The sequence below is a fragment of the Meiothermus granaticius NBRC 107808 genome, assembly GCF_003574355.1.
Taxonomy (GTDB): Bacteria; Deinococcota; Deinococci; order Deinococcales; family Thermaceae; genus Meiothermus; species Meiothermus granaticius.
In genome coordinates this window covers 1-23,326 of record NZ_QWLB01000025.1, presented here as the reverse complement: position 1 = coordinate 23,326, position 23,326 = coordinate 1, and the positions used below count along the sequence as shown (strand labels likewise).

The following is a 23,326-nucleotide window of genomic DNA, read 5'->3' as shown; positions in this document are numbered from 1 at the left end:
AGTTTATGCTCCTAGCCCTGCCTTAGGGGAGGCCTATTTGGATGGGATTCCCCCTTCTCCTTGAAGGGGGGTTTTTGTTTCTGGAGGCCCCCGCCCATACCCGGCTAACCCTGTTCTTGCCTGGGTCAAACCCATAAAATAGCTCGTTGAACTTTAGGAGAGCGCATGGTTCCCACTACCGACAAATACAACCCCCACGAGCTCGAGCCCAAATGGCAGAAATACTGGGACGAGATAGGCTTGCTCGAGGCCAAAGAAGGCCCTGGTGGCACCAAAAAGGCCTACATTCTGGTGATGTTCCCCTACCCTTCGGGCGACCTGCACATGGGCCACCTGAAGAACTACACCATGGGCGACGCCCTGGCCCGCTTCCGGACTCAGCAGGGCTACCACGTGCTGCACCCCTTTGGCTGGGACGCTTTTGGCCTGCCTGCGGAAAACGCCGCGCTCAAGTTCGGGGTCTCACCCGCCGACTGGACGTTTGGCAACATCCAGCAGTCCAAGGAATCCCTGGGTCTGATGGGCATTCGCTACGACTGGAGCCGTGAGGTCACCACCTGCACCCCTGAGTATTACCGGTGGAACCAGTGGATCTTCCTCAAGATGTACGAGCGGGGCCTGGTCTACCGCAAGAAGAGCCTGGTCAACTGGGATCCGGTTGAACAAAGCGTGCTGGCCAACGAGCAGGTGATTGACGGACGGGGCTGGCGCAGTGGGGCACTGGTCGAGAAGCGGGAGCTCGAGCAGTGGTACCTCAAAATTACCGACTATGCCGAGCGCCTGCTGACCGACCTGGAAAAGCTCCCCCGCTGGCCCGAAAAGGTCAAGGCCATGCAGCGGGCCTGGATCGGGAAGAGCCAGGGTGCGGAGTTCGACTTCCAGGTCAAAGGGCACGAAGCCAAAATCCGCGTGTTCTCCACGCGCCCCGATACCATCTTTGGGGCTACCTTCATGGTGCTGGCCCCCGAACACGAGCTGGTGGCCCAGATTACCACCCCGCAGCAAAAAGAGGCCGTAGAGGCCTATGTGTCGGCAGCCAAGATGAAAAGCGAGGTCGAGCGCCAGCGCGAAGATCGCGAGAAAACCGGGGTTTTTACCGGAGCTTACGCCCTCAACCCGGCCAACGGCAAGGAGATTCCGGTCTGGATTGCCGATTATGTGCTCTCGGGTTATGGCACCGGGGCCATCATGGCCGTACCGGGGCAGGACGAGCGCGACTGGGAGTTTGCCGAGAAGTTCGGGTTGGAAATCATCCGCACGGTGCAGCCACCCGAGGGCTGGCAAGGCAAAGCCTACACCGAGGATGGCCCTGCCATTAATTCGGATTTCCTGGACGGCCTCTACATGGAGGAGGCCAAAAAGAAAGTGATCGCCTGGATGGAGGAAAAGGGCATCGGGGAGGGCAAGGTCAACTACCGCCTGCGCGACTGGCTCATTAGCCGCCAGCGCTACTGGGGCACCCCCATCCCCATGATTCACTGCGAACGCTGCGGTATTGTGCCGGTGCCCTACGAGCAGTTGCCGGTCGAGCTGCCCACCCTGCGCGACGTGGACGACATCCGCCCCAAGGGCAAGAGCCCCCTGGCGGCGCACCCCGAATTCTACGAGTGCGAGTGCCCCAAGTGCGGGGGTAAGGCTCGGCGCGATACCGATACCATGGACACCTTCTTCGACTCGTCCTGGTACTTCCTGCGCTACACCGACGCGCAAAACCCCAACCAGCCCTTCGACCCCGCCAAGGCCAACTTCTGGATGCCGGTTGACCAGTACATTGGCGGGATCGAGCACGCCATCCTGCACTTGCTCTATAGTCGGTTCTTCACCAAGTTCCTGCACGACCTGGGCCTGGTCGAAGCCGAAGAACCCTTTGAGGGCCTGTTCACCCAGGGGATGGTGATGGGCTGGACGAACGTGGGCCAGGTGGAGCTCCGTGAAGGGCGCATCCATTTCCTCGACGATGCCCGGCGCAGCAAGCTCGAGCTCCCCCAGGGCCTCACCGTAGAAGAGGCCGAGAAGGGCGGGGCCGAGCTGCGCCAGGAGGGGGGGCAGACGTACTTTTGGAAACCGGCGGTGATGAGCAAGAGCCTGGGCAACGGGGTGATGGTGGGGCCATTTGTGAAGGAGCAGGGGGCCGATATCGCTCGAGTGACCATCCTGTTCGCCGCCCCACCCGAGAACGAGATGGTCTGGACCGAGGAGGGGGTGCAGGGCAGTTGGCGCTTCCTCAACCGGGTCTTTCGCCGGGTCAGTGAAGATCGGGCCGAGTTGGAGAGGGTTTCCGAGGGGCTCGAGCCCGCTGCGCTCAGTGGGGCCGATAGGGCCCTCTATCAAAAGCTCCACCGGACCCTCAAGAAAGTCGGCGAGGACATCGAGAACCTCCGTTTCAACACCGCGGTTGCGGCCCTGATGGAGCTGCTCAACGCCCTCTACGATTACCGCAAGGAGCGGGCGGTCTCCCCCGTCTATCGCACCGCCATCCGCTACTACCTGCAGATGCTCGCGCCCTTTGCCCCGCACCTGGCTGAGGAGCTGTGGCACTGGCTGGATCAGGGCCGCTCGGTGTTCCAGGCCCGCTGGCCTGAGGTGGATACGGCTGCGTTGGTAGCCGATTCCTTCGAGCTGGTGGTGCAGGTCTCGGGCAAAGTGCGGGGCAAGGCCACCGTGCCGGCTGAGGCGAGCGAGGAGGAAGTGAAGCGGATTGCGCGAGAGATCGAGAACGTAAAGGCCTGGCTCGAGGGGAAGCAGGTGGTGAAGGAGATCTACGTGCCGGGGAAGTTGCTGAACATCGTGGTGAAGGGATAAGGCCGGTTCTTCCGAAGCTGGGGGCTCCAGGACCCTTTCCCCGCCCCTTGAGCGACAGGGCGATTAGGGGGTTTCCCCTTCATTCAGATACAATGGCCTGTTGTGCAGGAGCGCATCCGCAACTTTTCCATTATCGCCCACGTAGACCACGGCAAATCTACGCTGGCTGACCGCATCCTCCAGATGACCAAGGCGGTCTCCGACCGTGAGATGCGGGAGCAGTTTTTGGACTCCCTCGAGCTCGAGCGCGAGCGCGGCATCACCATCAAAGCCAGCGCGGTGCGGCTTTTCTACCAGGCCAAGGATGGCCAGACCTACACCTTCAACCTGATTGACACCCCCGGTCACGTGGACTTCGGCTACGAGGTCTCGCGGGCCCTGGCCGCGGTGGAGGGGGTGCTGTTGGTGGTGGACGCCAGCCAGGGGGTCGAGGCCCAGACCATCGCCAACTTCTATCTGGCCCAGGAGCACCAGCACACCATCATCCCGGTGATCAACAAGATTGACCTTCCTGGGGCTCAGCCCCTCGAGGTCGCCCTCGAGGTCGAAGAGGTGCTGGGCCTTCCCGCCGACGACTGCGTGTTTGCCTCGGGCAAGACCGGCCAAGGGGTGGAGGACATTCTGGAGGCCATCGTGGCCAAGATCCCCGCCCCGGCAGGCCAGCCCCACAACCCCACCCAGGCCCTGATCTTCGACTCCATTTTTGACGCGTACCAAGGGGTGATCCCCTATGTTCGGATGATGGAGGGCAGCCTCAAGCCCGGCGACCGCATCCGCATCTGGTCTACGGCCAAGGAATTCAATGTGGATCGGGTGGGGGTGTTTCGTCCTGGGCAGCTCGAGCCCACCTCCAGCCTAGGCCCCGGCGAGGTGGGCTGGGTTACGGCCCGGATCAACGCGATCGGCGATGCCCAGGTGGGCGATACCCTCACCCTGGCCGATAACCCCTGTGCCGAGCCCTATCCTGGGTTCAAGCCGGCCAAGCCGGTGGTCTTCGCTGGGATTTACCCCACCGATACCCAGGAGTACAACCGCCTGCGCGAGGCCCTGGAAAAGCTCAAGCTCAACGACGCTGCGCTCTCCTTCGAACCCGAAACCTCCGAGGCCTTGGGGTTCGGCTTTCGCTGTGGCTTCCTGGGGCTTTTGCATGCTGAGATCGTGCAGGAGCGGCTCGAGCGCGAATTCGACCTAGACCTTATCGCCACCGCCCCCAGCGTGATCTATCGGGTAACCCTGACCGACGGGAGCCAAACCGAGATTCATAACCCCTCTGAGCTCCCCACCTCCGACCGCATCCAAGCGGTGTACGAGCCCTACGTCAAGCTCACCGTTTATACCCCCGAAGAGTATGTTGGGCCCATCATGCAACTCCTGCAGGAGAAGCGCGGCAAGATGGCCAATATGGAGTACATCGGGAAGCGGGTGGAGCTGGTCTACGAGGTTCCCTTCGGGGAGATTCTCTACGACTTCCACGATCGGCTTAAGTCCATCTCGCGCGGTTATGCCTCCATGGATTACGAGCAGATCGGCTACCGCGAAGGGGAGCTGGTCAAGGTGAGCATTTTGGTAAACGAGGAGCCGGTGGACGCCCTGGCCTTTATCGCCCATAAAGACAAGGCCTATAGCGTGGGGCGGGAGATCGTGGACAAGCTGGGCGAGGTGATTCCCCGCCAGCAGTTCGCGGTGCCCATCCAGGCAGCCATCGGGGGGAAGATCATCGCCCGGGCTACGGTTAAAGCCTTGCGCAAAGATGTGTTGGCCAAGTGTTATGGGGGCGATATTTCGCGCAAGAAGAAGCTCTTGGAGAAGCAAAAGGAGGGCAAGAAGCGCATGAAGTCCATCGGAAAGGTGGAGGTGCCGCAAGAAGCCTTCCTGGCGGTGCTCTCGACCGGGAAGGAGTGAGGGGCCTCGAGCCCTTCCTTTCTGCGCTAGGCTATACCCATGTCCCTGCGGCTGCAATTGGCTTGGGTGATTGGGGCCATGACCTTTGCCAGCAGTGGTGCGGCGATGATCGGGGTTTGGCTGGGTAACCGCGACCTTTCCCCCAGCCTCCTGCCGATGCTGGCCTGGGGGGTGCTGGTGGCGATTTTATCCGCCCTGATGGGTTTTTTTCTCGCTCGAGCCCTGATCAATCCGGTGGATGAGCTCACCCGCAGCCTGGCCTACCTGCGCGGTACCGACCGCGGCCTGGCCGAGCTGCGGCTACCCAAACCCCAGGCCAACCCGCCCCTCGAGGTACTCCAGCTGCGGGAGGGGTTCAACGAACTGCTGCGCCACATCAAGGGGCTTTTGGAAGCGCGGGAGGCCACCTATGCGGCCCTTACCCATGACCTCAAAACCCCTTTGCTGGCCTCGATCCGAGCTTTGGAGTATCTGGAGACCAGCGACGATATCGGACCTGAGCGGCGCAAGGAGGTGCTGCATCAGCTGCGCGAGGAATTGGCACGCAGCTACCGGCTAGTGGAAAACCTGTTGGTAGCGAGCCGATTGGAGGTACAAAAGCCGCAGCTCGAGGTGGTCAACCTGCGGGCCTTGCTCGACGACCTGCGGCTGCGCTATGCCCGTGAGGCCGAGCGGCGGGGGGTGCGGTTTCAGGTCGAGGGCAGCGGCCAGGCCCGTGCGGACCGCCAGCTCTTGGACCGGGCCCTCACCAACCTGACCGAGAATGCCCTCCGCCACGCCCAAAGCAGCCTGATCCTGCGGGCTGGAGAGGCTTGGCTCGAGGTCGAAGACGATGGTCCTGGGCTTCCGGTGAGCCTCGAGCGGCTCACCGAGCCCTTCCGCAGCGTGCAGCTTCGGGGGGTCCGGGCGGGGAGTGCGGGGCTGGGGCTTTACGTGGCCAAACGGGTGGCCGAGGTGCACGGGGGCCGGCTCGAAGCCTTGCCGGCGGCCTCCGGAACCCGCCTGCGGCTGAGCCTAGGCAGGTGATATGCGCCTCTTGATCGCGGATGATCACCCTTTGTTCCGCCTGGGGCTGCGGGCCGCGCTCGAGGGGGCGGGGTTCGAGGTGGTCGCTGAGGCCAAGGATGGGTTACAGGCGGCGGAGATGGCGCTCAAGTACGCCCCCGACGCCCTTTTGATGGACCTGAAGATGCCACAGATGGACGGGATCGCCGCCGCCCGCAAGTTGCGCCAAAACGGCTACACCGGGATCATCGCCCTCCTCACCACCTTCAGCGAACCGGCCCTGATTGCCGAGGCCGCGCGGGCTGGGGCCGATGCCTACTGGTCAAAGGAGGTGCCCCCGGAAGCCCTGGCGGCCCGGCTGCAGCGCCTCAAAGGGGGCCAAGAACCCCGGCTGACCCCCCCGCCCATGCCCTCGTTGACCCCACGCGAGGCGGAGGTGCTGGCCCAGCTCGCCACAGGGTTGTCCACCAAGGAGATCGCCCGCAACCTCTCGCTCTCCCCCGAGACCGTGAAGGATTACCTCGACCGGCTGTATGCCAAGCTCGAGGCCCGAAACCGAGTAGAGGCTCTGGAACGGGCCCGGGGGCTCGGATTGCTCTGAAGCTTGGACCTCGAGCGGTCATTTGCACGCTCCATCCCCCCAGATGGGGGTAACAATTGGGGGACGATGCTCCTAAGCTGAAAGGCAGACTGAGGTGAAAGGGAGATGAAGCGCGTGAGTTTTGGTGGTTGGCCCAACCCAGATCCCAGCAGGAGCAAGGCTGCCGATCGCTGGCCGCATGTGGAGGAGCTGTTGTGAAACGAACCCAAGGAATCGCTCTGGTGGTGGTTCTGATTGCTGCCGCCGTCTTGTTTGTGGTGCTGCTGTCCATTACCAGCACCCTCACGGTGGGCTCGAGGAAGCTCACCACCGAACAGCAGCAGACCGTGCGGGCCCAGTACGCGGCGGAGTCGGGGATCACCCGTGCCGAAGGGGAGACCAGAACCCTGATGCGCCAGGTAACCTACCTGGTCAACCGAATGGACGTCTCCTCACTGGACACCAACACCCTTCTCGGTTACGCAGCGAACTTCTGCGGGGTTCCCTTTGGCAGCCTCAACACTGCCTTGACCACCACCAACGTGATGTGCACGGCCAGCCCCGGTTCAGACGCCAGCCGCTGGACCCTCTTCACCTCGCTCATTCCCCAAAGTGCCTACTCGGCGTGGAACACGGCCAATCCCAACGAGCCCATTACCGGTACCCCTGCGGAGTTCTGGACCCGGGTTTTTGCGGGGCAGATTCAGCGCCCACCGGTGGTGACCTCGAGCTCCACCAATTCTCAGGAACAATACCGTCTGAGCGCCGGGCTCCAGGCCGTGGACGTTTTGGGGCAGGCCTCCGGCTCGACCTACGTACTGACCTTCGAGTTCCGACCGGCCAACGCCACCTCGACCGGGGAGCTGGTCACCACCGGGGCCAACCCCACGGTGGTGGCCACCCGCACCCTCCAGCGCGGCCTAGGAGGGCCCTTCCAGCTCAAGCTGAGCCCGCCCAATTTCTCGGCCTTTGCCCAGTTTACCAACCGCCAGCTCACCAGCGTCAGCGGTAGCCGGGTGTTTTTGGGGGACAACGCGGTCTACGATGGCCCGATTCACACCAACGAGTACTACAGCTTCTCCGCGGGTCAGTCCCCGCTCTTTGGCAAAACCGTCACCAGTGCGGGGTGTGTGGCTCGAGGCACCAAAACCGTCACCGCAGGCGGTGTGACCAGCACCATAGAAACCTGCACCAGCGCCACCCCAGGGGCTTTTGTGGGCACGGATTCCAGCCCCCGGGATCCCTGCTTGGTGGCCCCTACGGCTACCCCCATCTTTGCCCCCAAAGCCGGCACCACGGGCTGCTCCAACGGCAACAATAAGGATAAAGACGTCAACTACTCCGCCGATTTCATTCCGCTGCCCCCTTCCACCGATGCCACCCAGAAAAACGCTGCCCAGAACATCGTCAACAACAGCAAGGGCATTTACGTGGACGCATCCGAGCTGCCCACCGCTCCTACCGCTGGGGTGGCCGGAAACCTCAACGGCATGACCCTTTGGGCGGCCAAGGACGCCAACGGGACCGGGTTCTCGTCCAGCGATTGGGACGCGGCCAACAACCGCTGGAAGCAAAACAGCCAGTACCAGATGATCGAGTTCACCCGCGATTACTTCTCCTATGGAAGGTGCGTAAACCCCTTTAGCATCTCGCTCAGCCCCACCTCCATCACCTATAGCACCAGCATTCAGAACAAAGCCCAAACCGTCAAAATCAATGTCAGCCGCACCGGCTTAGTGGATGCCAGCGCGAACCCCTACAACAACAGCCCGACCTCGCCGTGGCAGGGGGCCATTGACCTCAGCTTTGGCTCGTACACCCCCAACAACTACAGCGTTTCCGGGTTCTCGGCAGACCCCACCAGCCCCAGTGCCACCAGCAGCGCCTCCACATTTACCGTTACCCTGAGCAACAACCCCACCGCCACCACCACCGTTCCGGTGAGCGGGACGGCCAACGGCTTTACCTCCACCCAATCGCTGAAAATCAACCCCATGGCCACCGGCGGGGGGACCGGAGGCACCACCACCCCTCCTACCCCCAGCCTCAGCACCAGCGCCTCCAACGCACCCGATGCGATCCGTAGCAGCTCGGGCCAGACGGTGGTGGTCACCACTACGGTGAGCGCGAACCGCTCCAACTTCACCACCCCCGATATCGTCACCTTTACCTTCTCGGGCATGCCCAGCGGCATGGTCATCAGTACGCTCACCGCTCCTTCCGGAACCGGAAGCACCGGCAACCTTTCGCTGCCCATCAGCGTAGGCCCGGGGGTGGCCACGGGCAGCTACACCATCACGGTGACCGCCAAAAGCGGGGGGTTGACCGCAACCAAGACCTTTACCATCCGGGTGGGTTCCTCTGGGCAGATGATTGACCGCCGGTGGGTTCGTCCCTTTGTCACCGCTGCGCTGGGCCCGGCCTGGCTCCTCTCCGCTACCACTCCCATGCTAACCCTGCCCACCTACGTGCCCACCCCGAACTGCACCGGGGGTCAGGTTTTGGATGCCAACTACGCCAACCGGGGAATTATCCGCATCCAGTACCGCATTGCCCCCGACGGCACCACGGTGTCTCGCTATCGGCTCGAGGGCGTGGCCAACGCCACCTCTGCCCAGACCCAGTGGAGCAGCTGGCAGAGCGAGCCCAACTTTAACGGCATCGTCTACGTGGATAAGCAAGAGGGCACCTACCCTGACGCCATTGACGGCGTCACCGGTCCAGCCCGCATCAGCGGCCTCAAGGACAAGAACGGTGCCACCATCCCCACCACAGATCCCCGCACCGCCCCCCCGGCCATCGCCCGCTTCCAGAAGCTCACCATTGCGGCGGCCCAGCGCATCAACATCACCGGAGACCTCAAGTACGAGAACCCCCCCTGTTCAGGTACTCCCTCGCGCAACGGCAGCGGTGCCAGCAGCACCATCAACCCGGCCCCCTGCCAGGATGTAGACACCATGCTGGCCAACTCCAGTGGGCAGAACATCTTGGGGATCTACTCCCAAAGCGCGGATATCCGCATCCCCAACAACCCCCTCCCGCAGAACCTGGAGGTCAACGGTATCCTCATGAGCTCAGCGGGGCGGGTGTACGCTGATTACGACAGCTTCACCGGCTCGAGGGGCAACTTCAACCTCCAAGGCGGGATCATCAGCAACTACTACGGGCAGTTTGGTGAGCAGCAGGGCAGTACCGTGGTCAACGGCTATGGTCGGGCTTTCGCCTACGACCCTCGCACCGAAGGCAGCCGGCTGACCCCGCCCTTCTTCCCCACCTTTACCCAGGGCCAGTGGGTGCTTCAGCTGGATCAGAACGGGGTGAGCAAGGTGACCGACCCCAATCAGGTCACCCTCAACACCAGCTTTATTCAGCCCACCAAGGTTCCTTAGGAGCGCAGGAGTGAGCAGAGCTCGAGGCTTTACCCTCTTAGAGATCTTGGTGGTGCTGGCCATCGCGGGGATTGTCCTGGCCTTTGCCGCCAATGCGGTGCGGCAGGGCTTTCAGCAGAGTCGGGTGCGCGATGCGGCGGTCTCGCTGGCCGCCGACCTGCAAAACATCCGCAGCAATGCCTGGCGGAGCAATACCACTACCCAGCTGGATCTCCTCAGCGCAACCTCTTACAGCTTCACCATCAACGGGCAGACCACTACCCGAACCCTCCCAGCCGGGATCAGCATAGATGGCGGGGGCAACACCCAGGTGCGCTACTCGGCCCCCAATGCCGAGAACACCCAGAGCAACCCCGTGGTGTTTACCGTGAGCGGTACCAGTGGAACCCAGCCGATACAGGTTAGGGTGGTGGGTGTGACGGGTAAGGTGATCGTACAGTGAAGCGGTCTCGAGGGCTAACCATCATTGAGGTATTGGTTTCCATGGTCATTTTGGCGGTGCTGATGGTGTTGACGCTCGGGCCCATTGCGGCCTCGTTTCGCCTCACCGGGCAGAACAACCGCACCCTCAATGCCACCACCCAAGCCCAGCAGATCATGGAGGGGATTCGGGGGAGCTGGCAAAACCTAAACTGCTACCAGCGTACCCAAGCGGCCATCGGAACTTTGCCGGGCAATGTCTCGGTGGGGGTGAGCAGCTATAACCCCATCACCAACACCACCACGGCCATTGGCAATCTGTCCACCGTTGCCGTAGGGGCGTCCTGCACCACCGGCACCATAACCAATGCGACATACAAGCGGGTGGTGGTCTCGGTGCGCCAGAATGCGAACATGGCCAGCCCAGTCTTGGCCCAGCTGACCCTGGACATCCCCAGCCCCTAGATCAGGAGATCCCTAAATGCGCTATAAGTCGGGTTTTACCCTCCTCGAGATTCTGGTCGCCCTGGGAATACTGGGGGTGCTCTCGGTGATCTTTCTGCAGATCTTCACCAATACCCTCAGCACCACCACCAACCTCAACTCCCGCAACAACCTCATCAATGAGGGCCAGTTGGCCGTACGGGTGATCAGCTCGAGGCTACAGGAGGCCTGCTACGTTTATCCCCAGGGCAGCACCATCACCCTGACCAGCAGTGGATGGACGACCCAAAAGACCGTCGGGGGCTCGGGATACAACTGGGTGGTGGGGGCTGACCCCATCGTGGCGATGCTCCTGCCCCCGGAGCCCGGAAGCAACCAATACCGCTTCTTTGCCTACTTCGCCATGACCCGGGCCTTCTACCAAAGCAACGCCTCGGCCAGCGAGCGGCTCGAGCCCGACACCCAAAACACCAATGCCCTGGTGCTGATGGAGTATCGGGCCAACATAGACAGCTCCTTATCCCTCTCCACCGGCCAGACCTGCCAAGTTCTGGCGGCCAACCTGGCCGGAGGAACCGATACCACCGATCCCAGCGTGACCCCCACCAACCTGCCCCTACAACCCCTGACCGGATCTAGAAGGGGGATCGTTTTGGTGGACTATGTTCAACCGGGTACCCCTCTGTTTACCGTTCCGGCCACTACCGGCGGGGCCTCTGCCCCCAGTGTCGGCATCAACCTGAGCTTCCTCAAGCAAGTACAGGGGAGAACTCTGGTGGTTAACGGGGCCTCGGCCAATGGCCTGAACATCACCGTGTTCCCCCGCAACATCAACGCAGGCGCAGCCACCAACTAACCCCCTGGAATGGGTAAAAGGGTATGCTGGACCCCATGCAATATGGGGACTGGGTGCTGCTGCAAGACCGGCGGGGCCGTAATTACCTCTTTCGCCTCGAGCCCTCAGCCCGCTTTGACTCGCACCGTGGCTCGATCCCCCACGAGCGCATCTTGGAGGCCGGTTTGGGCGGCGCGGTGAGCACCCCACAGGGCGAGCGCTTCACCGTGCACCGGCCCACCCTCGAGGACTACCTCCTCCAGATGCCCCGTGAGGCCACCCCCACCTACCCCAAGGACGCGGCTACCATGGCCTTTTTGCTGGACCTGGCTCCGGGGATGTGGGTATTGGAAGCCGGTTCGGGCTCCGGGGGCCTGACCCTGTACCTGGCGCGGGCGGTGGGGCCTGCGGGCCAGGTGTGGAGCTACGAGACCCGCCCCAAGCACCAGGCCCGGGCCCAGCGCAACCTAAGCGCGTTTGAAGACTGGGGCAACGTGACTTGGCTGGGGGCCGACCTGGCCCAGGCCCCGCTCCCCCCAGAGGCCTTCGACGGCGTGGCGCTCGATCTGATGGAGCCCTGGACGGTGCTGCCTGCGGTGACCCCGGCCCTCAAGCTCGATCGGTTTTTGGTCTGCTACCTGCCCAACCTGACCCAGGTGATCGTCTTGCTCGAGCAGATCAAAGACCAGCGGCTGCCCTACCTGCTCGAGCGCACCCTAGAGGTGCTGCACCGCGAGTGGGATGTGCGCCCCCCCATTGCCCACCCCAAGTTTCAGCAGGTCGGGCATACCGCGTTTTTGGTGCAGCTCAGGCGGGTTAGGGACTAAGCGGTCGGCTCTGGTTCCACTCATCGACCTCTTGAACCTGCGCGCCAAGCGAGCGGAAGAAGGCCCGCACCTGAGGGGACTCCCGCATGACCATGGCCAGCTTGTGGCTGGTGGAGAAGAAGCAGAGATCAATCGCCTCGCCCTGGAGCATTGCGCTGACGAAGATATAGCCAACCGTAACCGAGCCAGGTGGGACCCATAGATCTGGGTGCTCAGCCGCCAAGGCGGACAAAACGTTGTCCGCCACGAAGAGGAAGGTGAGGCACAGGTGGTTCGGATCTGGGTCTTGGGCCAGGGCCAGAAGGCCCTCCGCGGTGACCGGTGGGGTCTCGAGGGCCAGCCGCCCATTGATCGCCGCCGCAAGGCCAGGCAGTGCAGCCCGCTGGACGGTGAGTTCGAATGCGTGGGAGTCAGCCATGGCGCTGGCTACGGCCGGTTGGGTTGAGTGCGTGCCCTGCACGCCGTGCAGGGCACAGCGGTTTTTGCGGTGTGGGACATTGGCAGCTAGGCCAGGTCAAAGCGATCCAGGTTCATCACCTTGTTCCAAGCGGCCACGAAGTCGTGGGCAAACTTTTCCTTGGCGTCCGCGCTGGCATAGACCTCAGCCAGCGCCCGCAGCTGAGAGTTGGAGCCCAAGACGAGGTCAACACGGGTACCGGTCCACTTGACCTCACCGGTTTTGCGGTCGCGCCCTTCGAAGACCTCGGCCTCGGGGGAGGTGGGCTCCCACTCGATGCCCATGTCGAGCAGGTTCACGAAGAAGTCGTTGCTCAGGGCCTCGGGGGTAGCGGTGAACACCCCGTGCTTGGAGCCGCCGTGGTTGGTGCCCAGCATGCGCATGCCGCCGATCAGGACGGCCATCTCTGGTGCGCTGAGGGTCAGAAGCTGGGCCCGGTCAATGAGCAACTGCTCTGGGGTAACCGCGAACTCGCCTTTGAGGTAATTGCGGAAGCCATCGGCGATCGGCTCGAGCACCGCGAAGGATTCCACATCGGTCTGATCCTGCCGGGCGTCCATGCGCCCAGGGGTGAAGGGAACCTCGAGCTCGAGGCCCGCGTTTCTCGCCGCCTGCTCAACCCCCGCGCAGCCGGCCAGGACGATCAGGTCGGCCAGGGAGACCTTCTTGCCCCCGGGGGCCGATTGGTTGAACTCTTGTTGGATCTCCTCCAGCACCTTCAGAACCTTCGCCAACTCGGCGGGCTGATTGACCTCCCAGTCCTTCTGGGGAGCCAGGCGGATGCGGGCGCCATTGGCCCCGCCGCGCTTGTCGGAGCCGCGGAAGGTGGAAGCCGAGGCCCAGGCGGTTGAGACCAGCTGCGAGACCGAAAGCCCCGAAGCCAGCACCTTTTCTTTGAGCGCGGCGATGTCTTTCGCGTCAATCAGCTTGTGGTCGAGCGCGGGGATGGGGTCTTGCCAGATCAGCTCTTCTTTGGGCACCTCTGGCCCCAGGTAGCGGGCTCGAGGCCCCATGTCGCGGTGGGTCAGCTTAAACCAGGCCCGGGCGAAGGCCTCGGCGAAGGCCTGCGGGTTCTCGTAGAAATGGCGCGAGATCTTGCCAAACTCCGGATCGAAGCGCAGGGTCAGGTCGGTGGTCAGCATGGTCGGCTTGTGGAACTTGCCCGGGATGTGGGCATCGGGGATGATCTCCGGCGCATCTTTGGCCACCCACTGCTTGGCTCCGGCGGGCGACTCGGTGAGCTCCCACTCATACTCAAACAGGTTTTTGAAGAAGTTGTTGCTCCACAGCGCCGGGGTCTCGGTCCAGGTCACCTCAATGCCGCTGGAGATTGTGTCGGCGCCACGCCCTGAGCCATAGTTGCTAATCCAGCCCAAACCCTGAGCCTCGAGCGGGGCTGCTTCCGGATCGGGGCCCTTGTGGGACTCCGGCCCAGCCCCGTGGCTCTTGCCAAAGGTATGGCCCCCAGCGATCAGGGCTACGGTTTCCTCATCGTTCATGGCCATGCGCCCGAAGGTGGCGCGGATGTCTTTGGCCGCGGCCAAGTAATCTCCGCTGGCGTTGGGGCCTTCCGGGTTGACGTAGATCAGGCCCATGTGGGTAGCCCCGAAGGGGGCCAGCAGATCCCGGTTGCCGGTGAAGCGCTTGTCATCCCCCAGCCAGGCGATCTCTTCTCCCCAGTTCACGTCCTCGTCTGGCTCCCAAACGTCCGCGCGCCCCCCGCCAAAGCCAAAGGTTTTGAACCCCATGGACTCCAGCGCAACCGTACCCGCGAGGATCATCAGGTCGGCCCAGGAAATCTTCCGGCCATACTTTTGCTTGATCGGCCACAGCAGGCGGCGGGCCTTATCGAGGTTGACATTGTCGGGCCAGGCACTGAGGGGGGCGAAGCGCTGCTGCCCCCGCCCACCCCCGCCACGGCCATCGGTGATGCGGTAGGTGCCGGCGCTGTGCCAGGCCATACGGATGAAGAGGGGGCCATAGTGGCCAAAGTCCGCCGGCCACCAGTCCTGCGAGTCGGTCATCAGCTTGACCAAGTCGTTCTTGAGGGCCCAGTAATCGAGGGACTTAAACTCCTTAGCGTAGTTGAAATCCCTGTCCATCGGGTTGGACTTCTCAGAGTGCTGGTGCAGCAGGTCCAGGCGCAGCCGGTTGGGCCACCAGTCACGGTTGGTCCGTCCGACCCCGGCGATGTGGTTGTAGGGGCACTTGCTTTCTTCACTCATCTCGAGCTCTCCTTCCAGGCTATGAATTTGTACCTTCAAGATTCAGATTTGGCCGTAGTCAGGCAGCTTGGCTAGAACCCACCCGCTTCATCGCCAACCGCTTAACCAAGGTTGATTCATCCAGGGTCTCTCCCTTTCTCGTCTCGCTGCTCGAGGCCAGTGGGGCTCATCGCTTGGCTCACCGCAGCGAGGGGTCGTGTTGGCGGTGCGGACGATCGTATCCAGACCTCAGCAAAAACGCGTCTAAATGGGGATAGATGGAATAAGAGCCCACTTGACCGTCTTTGCCCTCAAGCAAAACACATCGGTCTCGAGCGAAATGTGACCCGGTTAGCTTTGTTTTTTGGAGTGAGGTGGGGCTCGAGCGCACCCTAGAGGTACTGCACCGCGAGTGGGACGTGCGCCCCCCCCATCGCCCACCCCAAGTTTCAGCAGGTCGGGCATACCGCGTTTTTGGTGCAGCTCAGGCGGGTTGGGGGGGTCTAACGGGGCGGTTCAGGCGCTCGGCCAAGCGGGAGCGGAGCGACCGCGAAGGCCGAGTCGCCTGCAACCGCGTGTTAGGCTGGGCACAAGTGACAGAGTCACTGGGCGGCAGAGCGGATTGCCGAATCGAGATCGACCCAGAGATCGTCGGCATCCTCGATGCCGACGCTGAGTCGCAGGAGCGAAGGTGGAAGGTGGCCCTGCCCAGGGATCGCGGCTCTTCGCTCCATCGTTGATTCTACTGCGCCGAGACTGGTGGCATGGCGGATGAGCCGGACGTTTCGACAAACCCTATCAGCAATCTCAGCCCCTCCAAGCAGATCGAACGAAATGATGGTTCCGAAGCCCTTGAGCACACGCTTGGCCATCGCGTGCGTCGGATGGGAGGGCAAGCCGGGATACCGGACACGAGTGACCAGCGGGTGCTCCTCAAGCCGCTCCGCAAGCAGCATGGCTGTTTGCTGGGCCCGTTGTAAGCGAAGCGCGAGAGTTCTCGCGCCGCGGACGGCAAGAAAGGCTTCGAGCGTTCCTGGTGTCGCGCCGGTCAACTCGCGCGACTTCCGGAGGGCGTGCCAGAGGGCATCGTCTTTCGTCGTGGCGACACCTGCTAACAAGTCGGAGTGGCCGCCAATGAACTTGGTGGCCGATTGCAGAGACACCGTGGCACCGAAGTCAAGCGGCTGCTGATTCAACGGTGTGGCGAAGGTGTTGTCCACTGCGACGATCGCTCCGGGCTTGCGGGGTGCAGCGCAGACCGCCTCCAGATCTGCTACCGTGAGCAGTGGGTTCGAGGGGGATTCAAGCCAAATCAGGTCAGCGACGCCGCAGGCCCGAATCCAGCCAGCGGTATCGTCCACAGCCACACGCTGCACGGACCAACGCTGTCGTTCAGCGCCCGCGGCGGCTAGGCCGACAACCCCTTGATAGCAATCATCGGGTAGCACCACCACGGCACCCGCCGCCAACTGATCAAATACTGCGGCAATGGCGGCCATGCCAGATGCGAACGCCACGGCCTTACCAGACTCAAGCCCGCCGACGACTTCTTCGAGTGCTTCCCAGGTCGGAGTTCCATCATCGCGCGAGTACTCGCGCTCCCTGCCGATGATGAAGTTCGATGCGGGGATCGGCGGTACGTTCAGCGGAGCGCCGGGCTCGGAAGCGCGGCCTGCCGAGACGAGCCACGACTCCGGTTTGATTCCAGACGGGCGCTTCTCCATTCTTTCGAATACCTCCAGACAGGAAGAATTATGGCGCGGAACTATTGGATCAGATGCGAATTCTACCAGATCCAACTTGCACAGCCCAACTAGTAATTAGGCCGCACTTGCGGTATAACACCCTCCCAAGAGGAGTTATACCGAAGTGGCGAACGTCGATAAATCACAGAAGTTTTACTCACCCAAAACCTCTCCTTTCCTAAACTCAGTGCGCGAGGCCATCAGGGTTCGCCATCTAGCCCGCAGTACCGAACAGTCGTATTTATATTACATCACCGATTTCATCAGGTTCCACGGCAGAAAACACCCAAGAGAGTTGGGGCTAGAAGAGGTAAGGGCCTACCCAACCGATCTCGCAGTTAATCAGAACGTATCGGCCTCTACGCAGAACGTTGCCCTTTCGGCCCTGTTGTTTTTGTATAAAACGGTACTCGAGAACAGGCTAGCCTCCGAAGTCTGAAGCGGTCAGGCCCTCTCCAAACCCCTATACTTGGCCGTGGTAGGGCCGGATGGAAGGTTTGCTGATTCATGCAGTGGTGCGCGAGCTGGCGGGGCAGTTGCCCCTGCGTAGCCTGGGCTGGGCCTTTCCGGACGAGGGGACGGCAGCGCTCTTGTTGGAGGGGGTGGGCAACCTGGTGCTGCGCTACCGCCCGCCCAACCCCATCCTGACGGTGGAGCCGGGCCGCCTGGGGGGCGAGGCCCGAACCCCTTTCCAGCGGCTGCTCGAGGCCCGCTGCAAGGGTCGGCTGGTGGGGCTACAGCAGGTCAAGCTGGACCGGGTGGTGCTGCTGGAGTTTGAGGGGGAGAAGGGCTTTGTGGACGTGGCCCCGGCCCGGCTGGTCTTCGAGCTCACCGGGCGCAACGCCAACCTGATGGTCTGCGACCTGGGGGGGCAGATTCTGGGTATAGACCGCCCCGTCACGCCTGCGATTAACCGCTTCCGGGAGTTGCGGCCTGGGTTGCCCTACACCCCGCCCCCGCCCTACCAGAAGCTCGACCCCCGCATGCTAAAGCCGGAGGCGCTGACCCCTTTTGTGGGCCAGACCTTCGCCCAGTTTCTCAAACACCTGGACGGGGTGGGCAAGGAACTGGGGGCCGAACTGCTGCGCCGCGCCCAGCTCAGCCCACAGACAGTGCTGACCGCCGAGCATCTGCCGCTTATCCACAGGGTTATCCACAGCCTGGTGGAACAGCCCCAGGGGCGCACCCCGCTCTCGGCAGCACTGCGGGCAAACTGGGAGCAGGAGGAGGCCGAGGCCCTGCGCAAGCCCCTGCGCGAGGCGCTCGAGCGGCAGATCAAAACCCTGCAAGCCCGTTTACAGGACTACCATCGGGCCCTCGAGCGGCTGGAGGAAGCGACACGGCTGCGCGAGTGGGGCGACCTCCTGATGGCCTATGGCCCGCAAATTCCGCCGGGAACCGTGGCGCGGCTCCAGGACTTCTCCGGCCAGCCGGTAGAAATTCCGCTGGAGAAGGGGCTCTCGCCCATCCAGAACGCCCGCAAATTCTACGAGCGGGCCAAGCGCCTGGAGGCCAACGCCGAAAAGGCCCTGGAACTCTTCCCCCAGACCGAGGCCCAGATCGGGGCCCTGGAGGCCGAGCTCAAGCGGGTGGAAGGGCTCTCGAGGGACGAGCTCCGTGCCGAGAGCCGCAAGCTCCGCGAGAAAGGCCCCCAGACCGGGCTGCGCTTCCAGAGCCCAGGAGGGTTTGAGGTCTGGGTGGGCCGCAGCAGCAAGGAAAATGACCTCCTGACCCGCATGGCCCATTCCGAAGACCTGTGGTTTCATGCCCAGGGCCTCCCCGGCTCGCACGTGATCCTGCGCACCCAGGGGCAGCCCGCCGCCCTGCCCGACCTGCTCTATGCGGCGCAGCTGGCGGCTTACCATTCCAGGGCCAGGGGCGAGAAAAACGTGCCGGTAGATTACACCGCCAAAAAACACGTCTGGCGGCCCCGCAAGGCTGCACCGGGACAGGTGCTCTATACCGGGGGTAAAACCCTATTTGTAGATGCCGAGCCGCCTGCCTAGAGGACTGGGTGGCTCCTGCTCCCACAGTCTGGCCTTGGGAGAACCGGTAAATTGTCCAGGGAAGGAATACCGTGCAGACCTCGAGCCGACTCAAAACCTACCTGGATCTGGTGCGCTTCGAGCATACCCTCTTCGCCCTGCCCTTTGCGTATGGAGGGATGTTGCTGGCCGCTCGAGGCTGGCCTGGCTGGAACGTGTTTCTGTGGGTTACGGTGGCCATGGTGGGCGCCCGCACCGCAGCGATGGCCCTCAACCGGCTGATTGACCAACAGATTGATGCCCGCAATCCGCGCACCGCCGGACGGCACCTGCCAAGGGGGGTGGTGAAGCCCAAGGAGGTTTTGGTCCTGGCGGGGGTGGGGCTGGTCTGCTTGGGTCTGGCTGCGTTCAAGCTCAATCCGCTCACGGCCCGGTTGTTGCCGGTGGCGGTGTTTTTCCTGGTGGGCTACAGCTACACTAAGCGCTTTACCTGGCTGTGCCACTGGTGGATGGGCCTCACCGTGGGAGCCGCGACCGCCGGTGGGTGGATTGCGGTGACCGGTGCGTTTTCCCCTGCCGTGTTCGCCTTTTGGGCGGGGGCATTGTTCTGGTTGGCGGGATTTGACATCCTCTACGCCCTGCAAGACTACGATTTCGACCGTAAAAATCGGGTGTATAGCGTGCCTGCGCGGTTTGGGATTCCCACCGCGCTGCGCATTGCCCGGGCCTGTCATGCCCTGACCTTTGGATTTTTTGCCCTGACGGGGTGGCTCGAGGGGTTGGGCTGGGTGTACTACCTGGGCCTGCTGTTCGTGGGGGGGGTGCTCTGGTATGAGCACCACCTGGTCAAGCCCAACGACCTTTCCAAAGTGGATCAGGCCTTCTTTCAGGCCAATGTGGTGGTGAGCCTGGGCATGCTGGCGATCATCGCGCTCGAGACCCTGCTTTAGCCACACCCGCAACCGGGGCCTGTGGATAACCCTGTGGATAACTAGGGGTCATCTGTGGATAACTTTGTGGATAAGCCAGGGGATCGGGCTGAAATTGGCTTGGGATAAGGGTTCAAAACCGCTCGGCGTGAAACACTCCGGGTCATGAAACTCTCAGCTTATCCCCATCTTGGCGGGGGGCGGGCCGGTCAAGCGCCCCACAGCGGGGCAGGGCAGAGCCCGATCCCCATGGTTTCCCCGGGGGGTTTATGGGCCGTAGCACCTTTGGGACATAGAAACTGCTCTACAATCGCGCTCGTGATCCTTCGCGATGCCCCCCCTACCCAGGTCCTGCTGATTGACACCCGCTCACCTGGGGAATACGCCTCGGGCCACCTGCCCGGTGCGCTCAATGTGGATCTCTCGAGCTTTCGCGCCCGGTTGCGCAGCGCGGAGGAACTCCAAGGGCTCCAGCAAAGCCTGGCCGAGCTCAACGGTCGCATCGGGGCCAGCCCAGGGCGGCCGGTGGTGGTCTACGACAGCGGGCTTACCACCCGCTTGAGCAAAACCGCCTTCATGCTGGCTTTGGGGGGGCTCGAGGTGCGCCTCTGGCCCCAGGGGTGGGAGCCTCAGGCCACCGAGCAAGCACCCAGCCACCCCGTCCCCACCGCTCCGTGGGGCGAGCTAAACCGCGAGATTTTGCTCACCGCAGACGAAGTGCTGGGGGAGTCCGTCCTGCTGGATGTGCGCGAACCCCATGAATTTGCCTCGGGGCGTATTCCTGGTGCCAAGAACGTTCCACTCTCGCACTTTCGGGCCGATAATGCAGGGGAGCTGGGGTTGCAATCGGGCCAAGCGGTGGGGCTTCACTGCCGCAGTGGGGCGCGCAGCGCCCTAGCCTTTTGGCTGTTACGGGAGCAAGGGGTACGGGCCAAAAATTACCTGGGTAGCATGCTGGAGTGGGAGGCCGAGGGGGACCTTCCGCTCGAGCGCTAGGCCTGGAGGCGATTTCCGCATGCAGGTCTATTCCCTAACCCTCGGCCCCCTGCAGGAAAACGCATACCTGTGGGTTGGAGAGGGATCGCGGGGGGTTATTGTGGACCCCGGCGACGAGGTGGGGCGCATTTTGAAAGAGGTGGAGCGGGTGGGGCTTCAGCCTGAGGCCATCCTGCTGACCCACGCCCATTTCGACCATGTCGGTGCGGTGGCGGGGCTGGTTGAGGCCCTGAAGCTGCCGGTGTATCTGCACCCCAAGGACCTCCCGCTCTACCGCGGGGCCCCCCAAGCGGCGGCCCGTTTTGGCCTGACCCTCCCCAGGCCCCCCGAGCCCACCTTGGGGCTGCAACCGGGGGAGCGGCTGGACTTTGGGCTGGGCCTCGAGGTGCTCTGGGTTCCCGGTCACAGCCCAGGCCATGTGGCATTCTATGCGGGGGGCAAGCTGGTCTCGGGGGATGTGCTGTTCCGGGGGGGCATCGGGCGCTATGACCTGCCTGGGGCCGACCCTCAAGCCCTGTTCCGCTCCTTGCAGGCGCTGGCCCAGTTGCCGCCCGAGACGGAGGTGTACCCCGGTCATGGTCCCCCCACGACCATCGCTTACGAGCTCGAGCACAACCCCTACCTGCGCCCCTGAGCGCTTCTGGTTTGCGTCTGCAGACGCCTCTGGCTTAGACTGGGTTTGGAATGGACCCTCTGGCCCAGTTGAATCATCTACAGGATAAGGACCTCGAGCTGGATCGGATTCGTGAAGAGCAAGGGTTGATTCCTAGCGAGCTCTCTGCCGCACGCGAAGAGTTTGGCACTTTAGAACATCAATTGGCGGACCTACAAGACCGGCTGCGCGAGGTGCGGGTGGTGTATCACCGGGCCGATCTCGAGCTACAAGACCTCAAGGGCAAGTATGACCGGGCCAAGCAAGCCCAGATGGGGGCTTCCAGCGCCAAAGAGCAAACCCAGTACGGCGAGCAGATGCGCCAGCTCGAGGACCGCATTGAGGAGCTCGAGGGCAACGAGAAGAAAAAAATCGAGGGCGAGATCATGCCCTTGATGGAGCAGATGGACAAGCTCGAGGGGGAGATCGAGGGGGTGCGGGCTAAGGTTGAGGAGGCGCGTCCTAAGCTCGAGGCCATGGAGGCGGCCAACCGCGACCGCATCGCGGAATTAGAGGCCACCTATCAGGAGAAAAAGCGCGAGCGGGATGCTTTGGCGTCCCGCATCCCGGCCAACATCGTGCGGGAGTACGAGAGCATTCGCCGAGCCCGGCGCGGGACGGGGCTGGCCCGGATGGCCAAGGCCGGGGCGGGCTACCGCTGCACGGCCTGCAATGTGCAGCTTCCCATGCACGTGGCCCAGCAGGTGTTTGGTGGGAACAAAATCGTGCGCTGCCCGAGCTGTGGGCGGATTCTCTGGAAAGGGGAGTAAGGCTGAGCTGGGTTTCACCCTCAAAACCTGCGAACACAGTGTGGCATGGCTAACCCCTCTAGCTACGTGGGTATGCCAGGATTGCCGGATGAACCCTTGGCGCAAGCGATTGAGCTGGCTCGCCCAAGCCTTCGGTGAACGAGAGGTCTCGCTGCGAGCGGCGGCCCTGGCCTATTATGCCTTCTTCAGTATTTTTCCCCTGCTGCTGCTGACGGCTGCGGGGCTGGGGTATTTGGTTCGGCTGCGGGCCCCCTTCGCGGTGGAGCTCGAAGCCACGGTGCTCGAGTACGCCACCCAGACCCTGGCCACTTCTGGGGTGGGGGGTACGGTGGGTGGGCTCTTTTCCACCCTTGCCACCTCCGCCCCCGTCATCGGGCTGGCGGGGGTCTTGGGTTTGCTGTGGGGGATCTCGGGCAGCTTGAGCGCGGTATCCCTGGCCATGGGCCAGGTGTTTGATCCCGAGGCTCCGTTGCTGGACTGGAAGGCCCGCCTACGCGCGGGAGGGGTGATTTTGGCCATCGGTGGGGTATTTGTGCTCTTCACCCTGGGGTCGCAGGTGCTGGGGGTGATTGCGCGCTTTATCCCGGTGCTGGCCACCCTCGAGGCCCCGCTGCGGGCGGTTGTCAACTTTCTGCTGCCCATTCCAGCCTTTGTGCTTTTGTACCAGCTTCTGCCCAATCGGAGGCCGGGTTGGGGGGCGGCGGTCTGGGGGGCGGTGATCGGAGGGGTGTTGTTTGGCGGGGTGCAGGTTGGGTTTGGGGTCTACTTGCGCCTGGTCTCTTTTCAGACCGTGTTTGGGCCGTTGGCCAGCCTGGCGGTGTTGTTGCTCTGGCTGCAGTTTTCCTCGCTGGCCTTTTTGATCGGGGCGTTGTTTGCCGCTGCCATGAGCCCTAAGAACCGGGCAGTTGCCATGGGCTCGAGGGCCTAAAGTAGGCGGCCTCTAGGGCGAGGCCGGGGTTCCGGCGCTGCTCAGCTCAATCCGCTTGGCCCCCCGGTAGACCTTTTTGTAGTAGGGGCTATCCAGGCTCTCGATCACCACCCGGCTGCCGTAGCTGTTGGCGTGAGCGAATACGCCTCGACCGAGGTAGATGCCCACATGGTCTACCTGGCTGCCCCCAAAGCTGAAAAACACCAGATCGCCTTGGTGCAAAGCCCCCTGCACGGTGGTCAGGTTGGCCCACTGATCACGGCTGGTACGAGGAATTTTGATGCCCAGATCGGCATAGATCTTCTGTACAAAAGCCGAACAGTCCACCGCTAGATCGGAGCTCGAGCCATACACATAGGGCAGCCCCAGGTACTTGAGCACCACCTGAATCAGTGGGTTGGTGGGGTCGTAGTCGGTGTCGGCAGGCTCCGCCCGGGGTGGGTTAGCGGGTAGGGG

Annotated in this window: 20 protein-coding genes and 1 pseudogene; 17 read left to right on the top strand and 4 right to left on the bottom strand. The window is 62.9% G+C overall.

From position 1 onward, the window contains the following. Positions 1-165: 165 nt before the first annotated feature. The 9 genes from leuS (at position 166) to Mgrana_RS09915 (ending at position 12,204) form a co-directional block, all read left to right on the top strand. Positions 166-2,802 carry a leucine--tRNA ligase gene (gene leuS, locus Mgrana_RS09955; protein ID WP_119357458.1) on the top strand — a complete coding sequence of 879 codons (2,637 nt, stop codon included), beginning with the start codon at positions 166-168 and terminating at the stop codon, positions 2,800-2,802. A 102-nt stretch (positions 2,803-2,904) separates the two neighbouring features. Continuing rightward, positions 2,905-4,704, top strand: a complete 1,800-nt coding sequence (gene lepA, locus Mgrana_RS09950) for a translation elongation factor 4 (RefSeq protein ID WP_119357457.1) — start codon at positions 2,905-2,907, stop codon at positions 4,702-4,704. Positions 4,705-4,743: 39 nt separating this feature from the next. Next, positions 4,744-5,730, top strand: a complete 987-nt coding sequence (locus tag Mgrana_RS09945) for a sensor histidine kinase (RefSeq protein ID WP_119357456.1) — start codon at positions 4,744-4,746, stop codon at positions 5,728-5,730. Between the two features lies 1 nt (position 5,731). Further along, a complete protein-coding gene (locus Mgrana_RS09940; protein WP_119357455.1) occupies positions 5,732-6,310 on the top strand; it encodes a response regulator transcription factor in 579 nt (192 codons plus the stop codon). A gap of 194 nt (positions 6,311-6,504) precedes the next feature. Then, the gene (locus tag Mgrana_RS09935; protein WP_119357454.1) at positions 6,505-9,678 is read left to right on the top strand and encodes a DUF4900 domain-containing protein; all 3,174 of its coding nucleotides are present in this window, start codon (positions 6,505-6,507) and stop codon (positions 9,676-9,678) included. 10 nt (positions 9,679-9,688) lie between these two features. Next, positions 9,689-10,120: a prepilin-type N-terminal cleavage/methylation domain-containing protein gene (locus Mgrana_RS09930; RefSeq protein WP_170146443.1), complete on the top strand. Its 432-nt coding sequence runs from the start codon at positions 9,689-9,691 to the stop codon at positions 10,118-10,120. Next, positions 10,117-10,563, top strand: coding sequence for a type IV pilus modification PilV family protein (locus Mgrana_RS09925; RefSeq protein ID WP_119357452.1), 447 nt, complete (start codon positions 10,117-10,119; stop codon positions 10,561-10,563). Before Mgrana_RS09930 ends, Mgrana_RS09925 begins: the two co-directional genes overlap by 4 nt. 16 nt (positions 10,564-10,579) lie before the next feature. Next, on the top strand, positions 10,580-11,398 hold the full coding sequence (locus Mgrana_RS09920) for a PulJ/GspJ family protein (protein ID WP_119357451.1): 819 nt from the start codon (positions 10,580-10,582) through the stop codon (positions 11,396-11,398). 35 nt (positions 11,399-11,433) lie between these two features. Continuing rightward, positions 11,434-12,204, top strand: a complete 771-nt coding sequence (locus tag Mgrana_RS09915) for a tRNA (adenine-N1)-methyltransferase (RefSeq protein ID WP_119357484.1) — start codon at positions 11,434-11,436, stop codon at positions 12,202-12,204. On the opposite strand, the gene Mgrana_RS09910 is transcribed toward Mgrana_RS09915, so the two are convergent. After that, the gene (locus tag Mgrana_RS09910; protein ID WP_119357450.1) at positions 12,194-12,622 is read right to left on the bottom strand and encodes a hypothetical protein; all 429 of its coding nucleotides are present in this window, start codon (positions 12,620-12,622) and stop codon (positions 12,194-12,196) included. The two genes, Mgrana_RS09915 and Mgrana_RS09910, sit on opposite strands and share 11 nt — an antisense overlap. Positions 12,623-12,708: 86 nt before the next feature. Then, a complete protein-coding gene (katG, locus tag Mgrana_RS09905) occupies positions 12,709-14,886 on the bottom strand; it encodes a catalase/peroxidase HPI (protein ID WP_119357483.1) in 2,178 nt (725 codons plus the stop codon). Between the two features lie 359 nt (positions 14,887-15,245). Between katG and Mgrana_RS09900 the strand changes: the two are divergent. Beyond that, positions 15,246-15,372, top strand: a pseudogene (locus Mgrana_RS09900) (SAM-dependent methyltransferase); the annotation flags it as partial. 95 nt (positions 15,373-15,467) lie between these two features. On the opposite strand, the gene Mgrana_RS09895 reads toward Mgrana_RS09900, so the two are convergent. Continuing rightward, entirely contained in the window at positions 15,468-16,589 is a 1,122-nt protein-coding gene (locus Mgrana_RS09895; protein WP_119357449.1) for a trans-sulfuration enzyme family protein, read from the bottom strand. 145 nt (positions 16,590-16,734) lie between these two features. On the opposite strand from Mgrana_RS09895, the gene Mgrana_RS17365 reads away from it, so the two are divergent. The 7 genes from Mgrana_RS17365 (at position 16,735) to Mgrana_RS09860 (ending at position 22,870) form a co-directional block, all read left to right on the top strand. After that, entirely contained in the window at positions 16,735-17,049 is a 315-nt protein-coding gene (locus Mgrana_RS17365) for a site-specific integrase (protein ID WP_119357448.1), read from the top strand. Positions 17,050-17,098: 49 nt separating this feature from the next. Then, positions 17,099-18,616, top strand: a complete 1,518-nt coding sequence (locus Mgrana_RS09885) for an Rqc2 family fibronectin-binding protein (RefSeq protein WP_119357447.1) — start codon at positions 17,099-17,101, stop codon at positions 18,614-18,616. Between the two features lie 71 nt (positions 18,617-18,687). After that, on the top strand, positions 18,688-19,545 hold the full coding sequence (gene mqnP / locus Mgrana_RS09880; protein WP_119357446.1) for a menaquinone biosynthesis prenyltransferase MqnP: 858 nt from the start codon (positions 18,688-18,690) through the stop codon (positions 19,543-19,545). Positions 19,546-19,842: 297 nt separating this feature from the next. Next, positions 19,843-20,520, top strand: a complete 678-nt coding sequence (locus Mgrana_RS09875; protein ID WP_240631316.1) for a sulfurtransferase — start codon at positions 19,843-19,845, stop codon at positions 20,518-20,520. Positions 20,521-20,539: 19 nt separating this feature from the next. Continuing rightward, entirely contained in the window at positions 20,540-21,154 is a 615-nt protein-coding gene (locus tag Mgrana_RS09870) for an MBL fold metallo-hydrolase (protein WP_119357445.1), read from the top strand. 50 nt (positions 21,155-21,204) lie between these two features. Then, a complete protein-coding gene (locus tag Mgrana_RS09865; protein ID WP_119357444.1) occupies positions 21,205-21,942 on the top strand; it encodes a zinc ribbon domain-containing protein in 738 nt (245 codons plus the stop codon). A gap of 88 nt (positions 21,943-22,030) precedes the next feature. After that, complete coding sequence (locus tag Mgrana_RS09860; RefSeq protein ID WP_170146442.1) at positions 22,031-22,870, top strand: YihY/virulence factor BrkB family protein; 840 nt, start codon at positions 22,031-22,033, stop codon at positions 22,868-22,870. 12 nt (positions 22,871-22,882) lie between these two features. On the opposite strand, the gene Mgrana_RS09855 is transcribed toward Mgrana_RS09860, so the two are convergent. Next, a partial coding sequence (locus Mgrana_RS09855) for a C40 family peptidase (protein ID WP_147371292.1) occupies positions 22,883-23,326 on the bottom strand: 444 nt, incomplete at its 5' end.

Excerpts from the sequence above, each read along its gene's own strand:
- leuS (WP_119357458.1), top strand. The coding sequence starts at position 166 with ATGGTTCCCACTACCGACAAATACAACCCCCACGAGCTCGAGCCCAAA.
- Mgrana_RS09945 (WP_119357456.1), top strand. The coding sequence starts at position 4,744 with ATGTCCCTGCGGCTGCAATTGGCTTGGGTGATTGGGGCCATGACCTTT.
- Mgrana_RS09940 (WP_119357455.1), top strand. The coding sequence starts at position 5,732 with ATGCGCCTCTTGATCGCGGATGATCACCCTTTGTTCCGCCTGGGGCTG.
- Mgrana_RS09920 (WP_119357451.1), top strand. The coding sequence starts at position 10,580 with ATGCGCTATAAGTCGGGTTTTACCCTCCTCGAGATTCTGGTCGCCCTG.
- Mgrana_RS09915 (WP_119357484.1), top strand. The coding sequence starts at position 11,434 with ATGCAATATGGGGACTGGGTGCTGCTGCAAGACCGGCGGGGCCGTAAT.
- Mgrana_RS09910 (WP_119357450.1), bottom strand. The coding sequence starts at position 12,622 with ATGGCTGACTCCCACGCATTCGAACTCACCGTCCAGCGGGCTGCACTG.
- katG (WP_119357483.1), bottom strand. The coding sequence starts at position 14,886 with ATGAGTGAAGAAAGCAAGTGCCCCTACAACCACATCGCCGGGGTCGGA.
- Mgrana_RS09895 (WP_119357449.1), bottom strand. The coding sequence starts at position 16,589 with ATGGAGAAGCGCCCGTCTGGAATCAAACCGGAGTCGTGGCTCGTCTCG.
- Mgrana_RS09885 (WP_119357447.1), top strand. The coding sequence starts at position 17,099 with ATGGAAGGTTTGCTGATTCATGCAGTGGTGCGCGAGCTGGCGGGGCAG.
- Mgrana_RS09870 (WP_119357445.1), top strand. The coding sequence starts at position 20,540 with ATGCAGGTCTATTCCCTAACCCTCGGCCCCCTGCAGGAAAACGCATAC.
- Mgrana_RS09865 (WP_119357444.1), top strand. The coding sequence starts at position 21,205 with ATGGACCCTCTGGCCCAGTTGAATCATCTACAGGATAAGGACCTCGAG.
- Mgrana_RS09860 (WP_170146442.1), top strand. The coding sequence starts at position 22,031 with ATGAACCCTTGGCGCAAGCGATTGAGCTGGCTCGCCCAAGCCTTCGGT.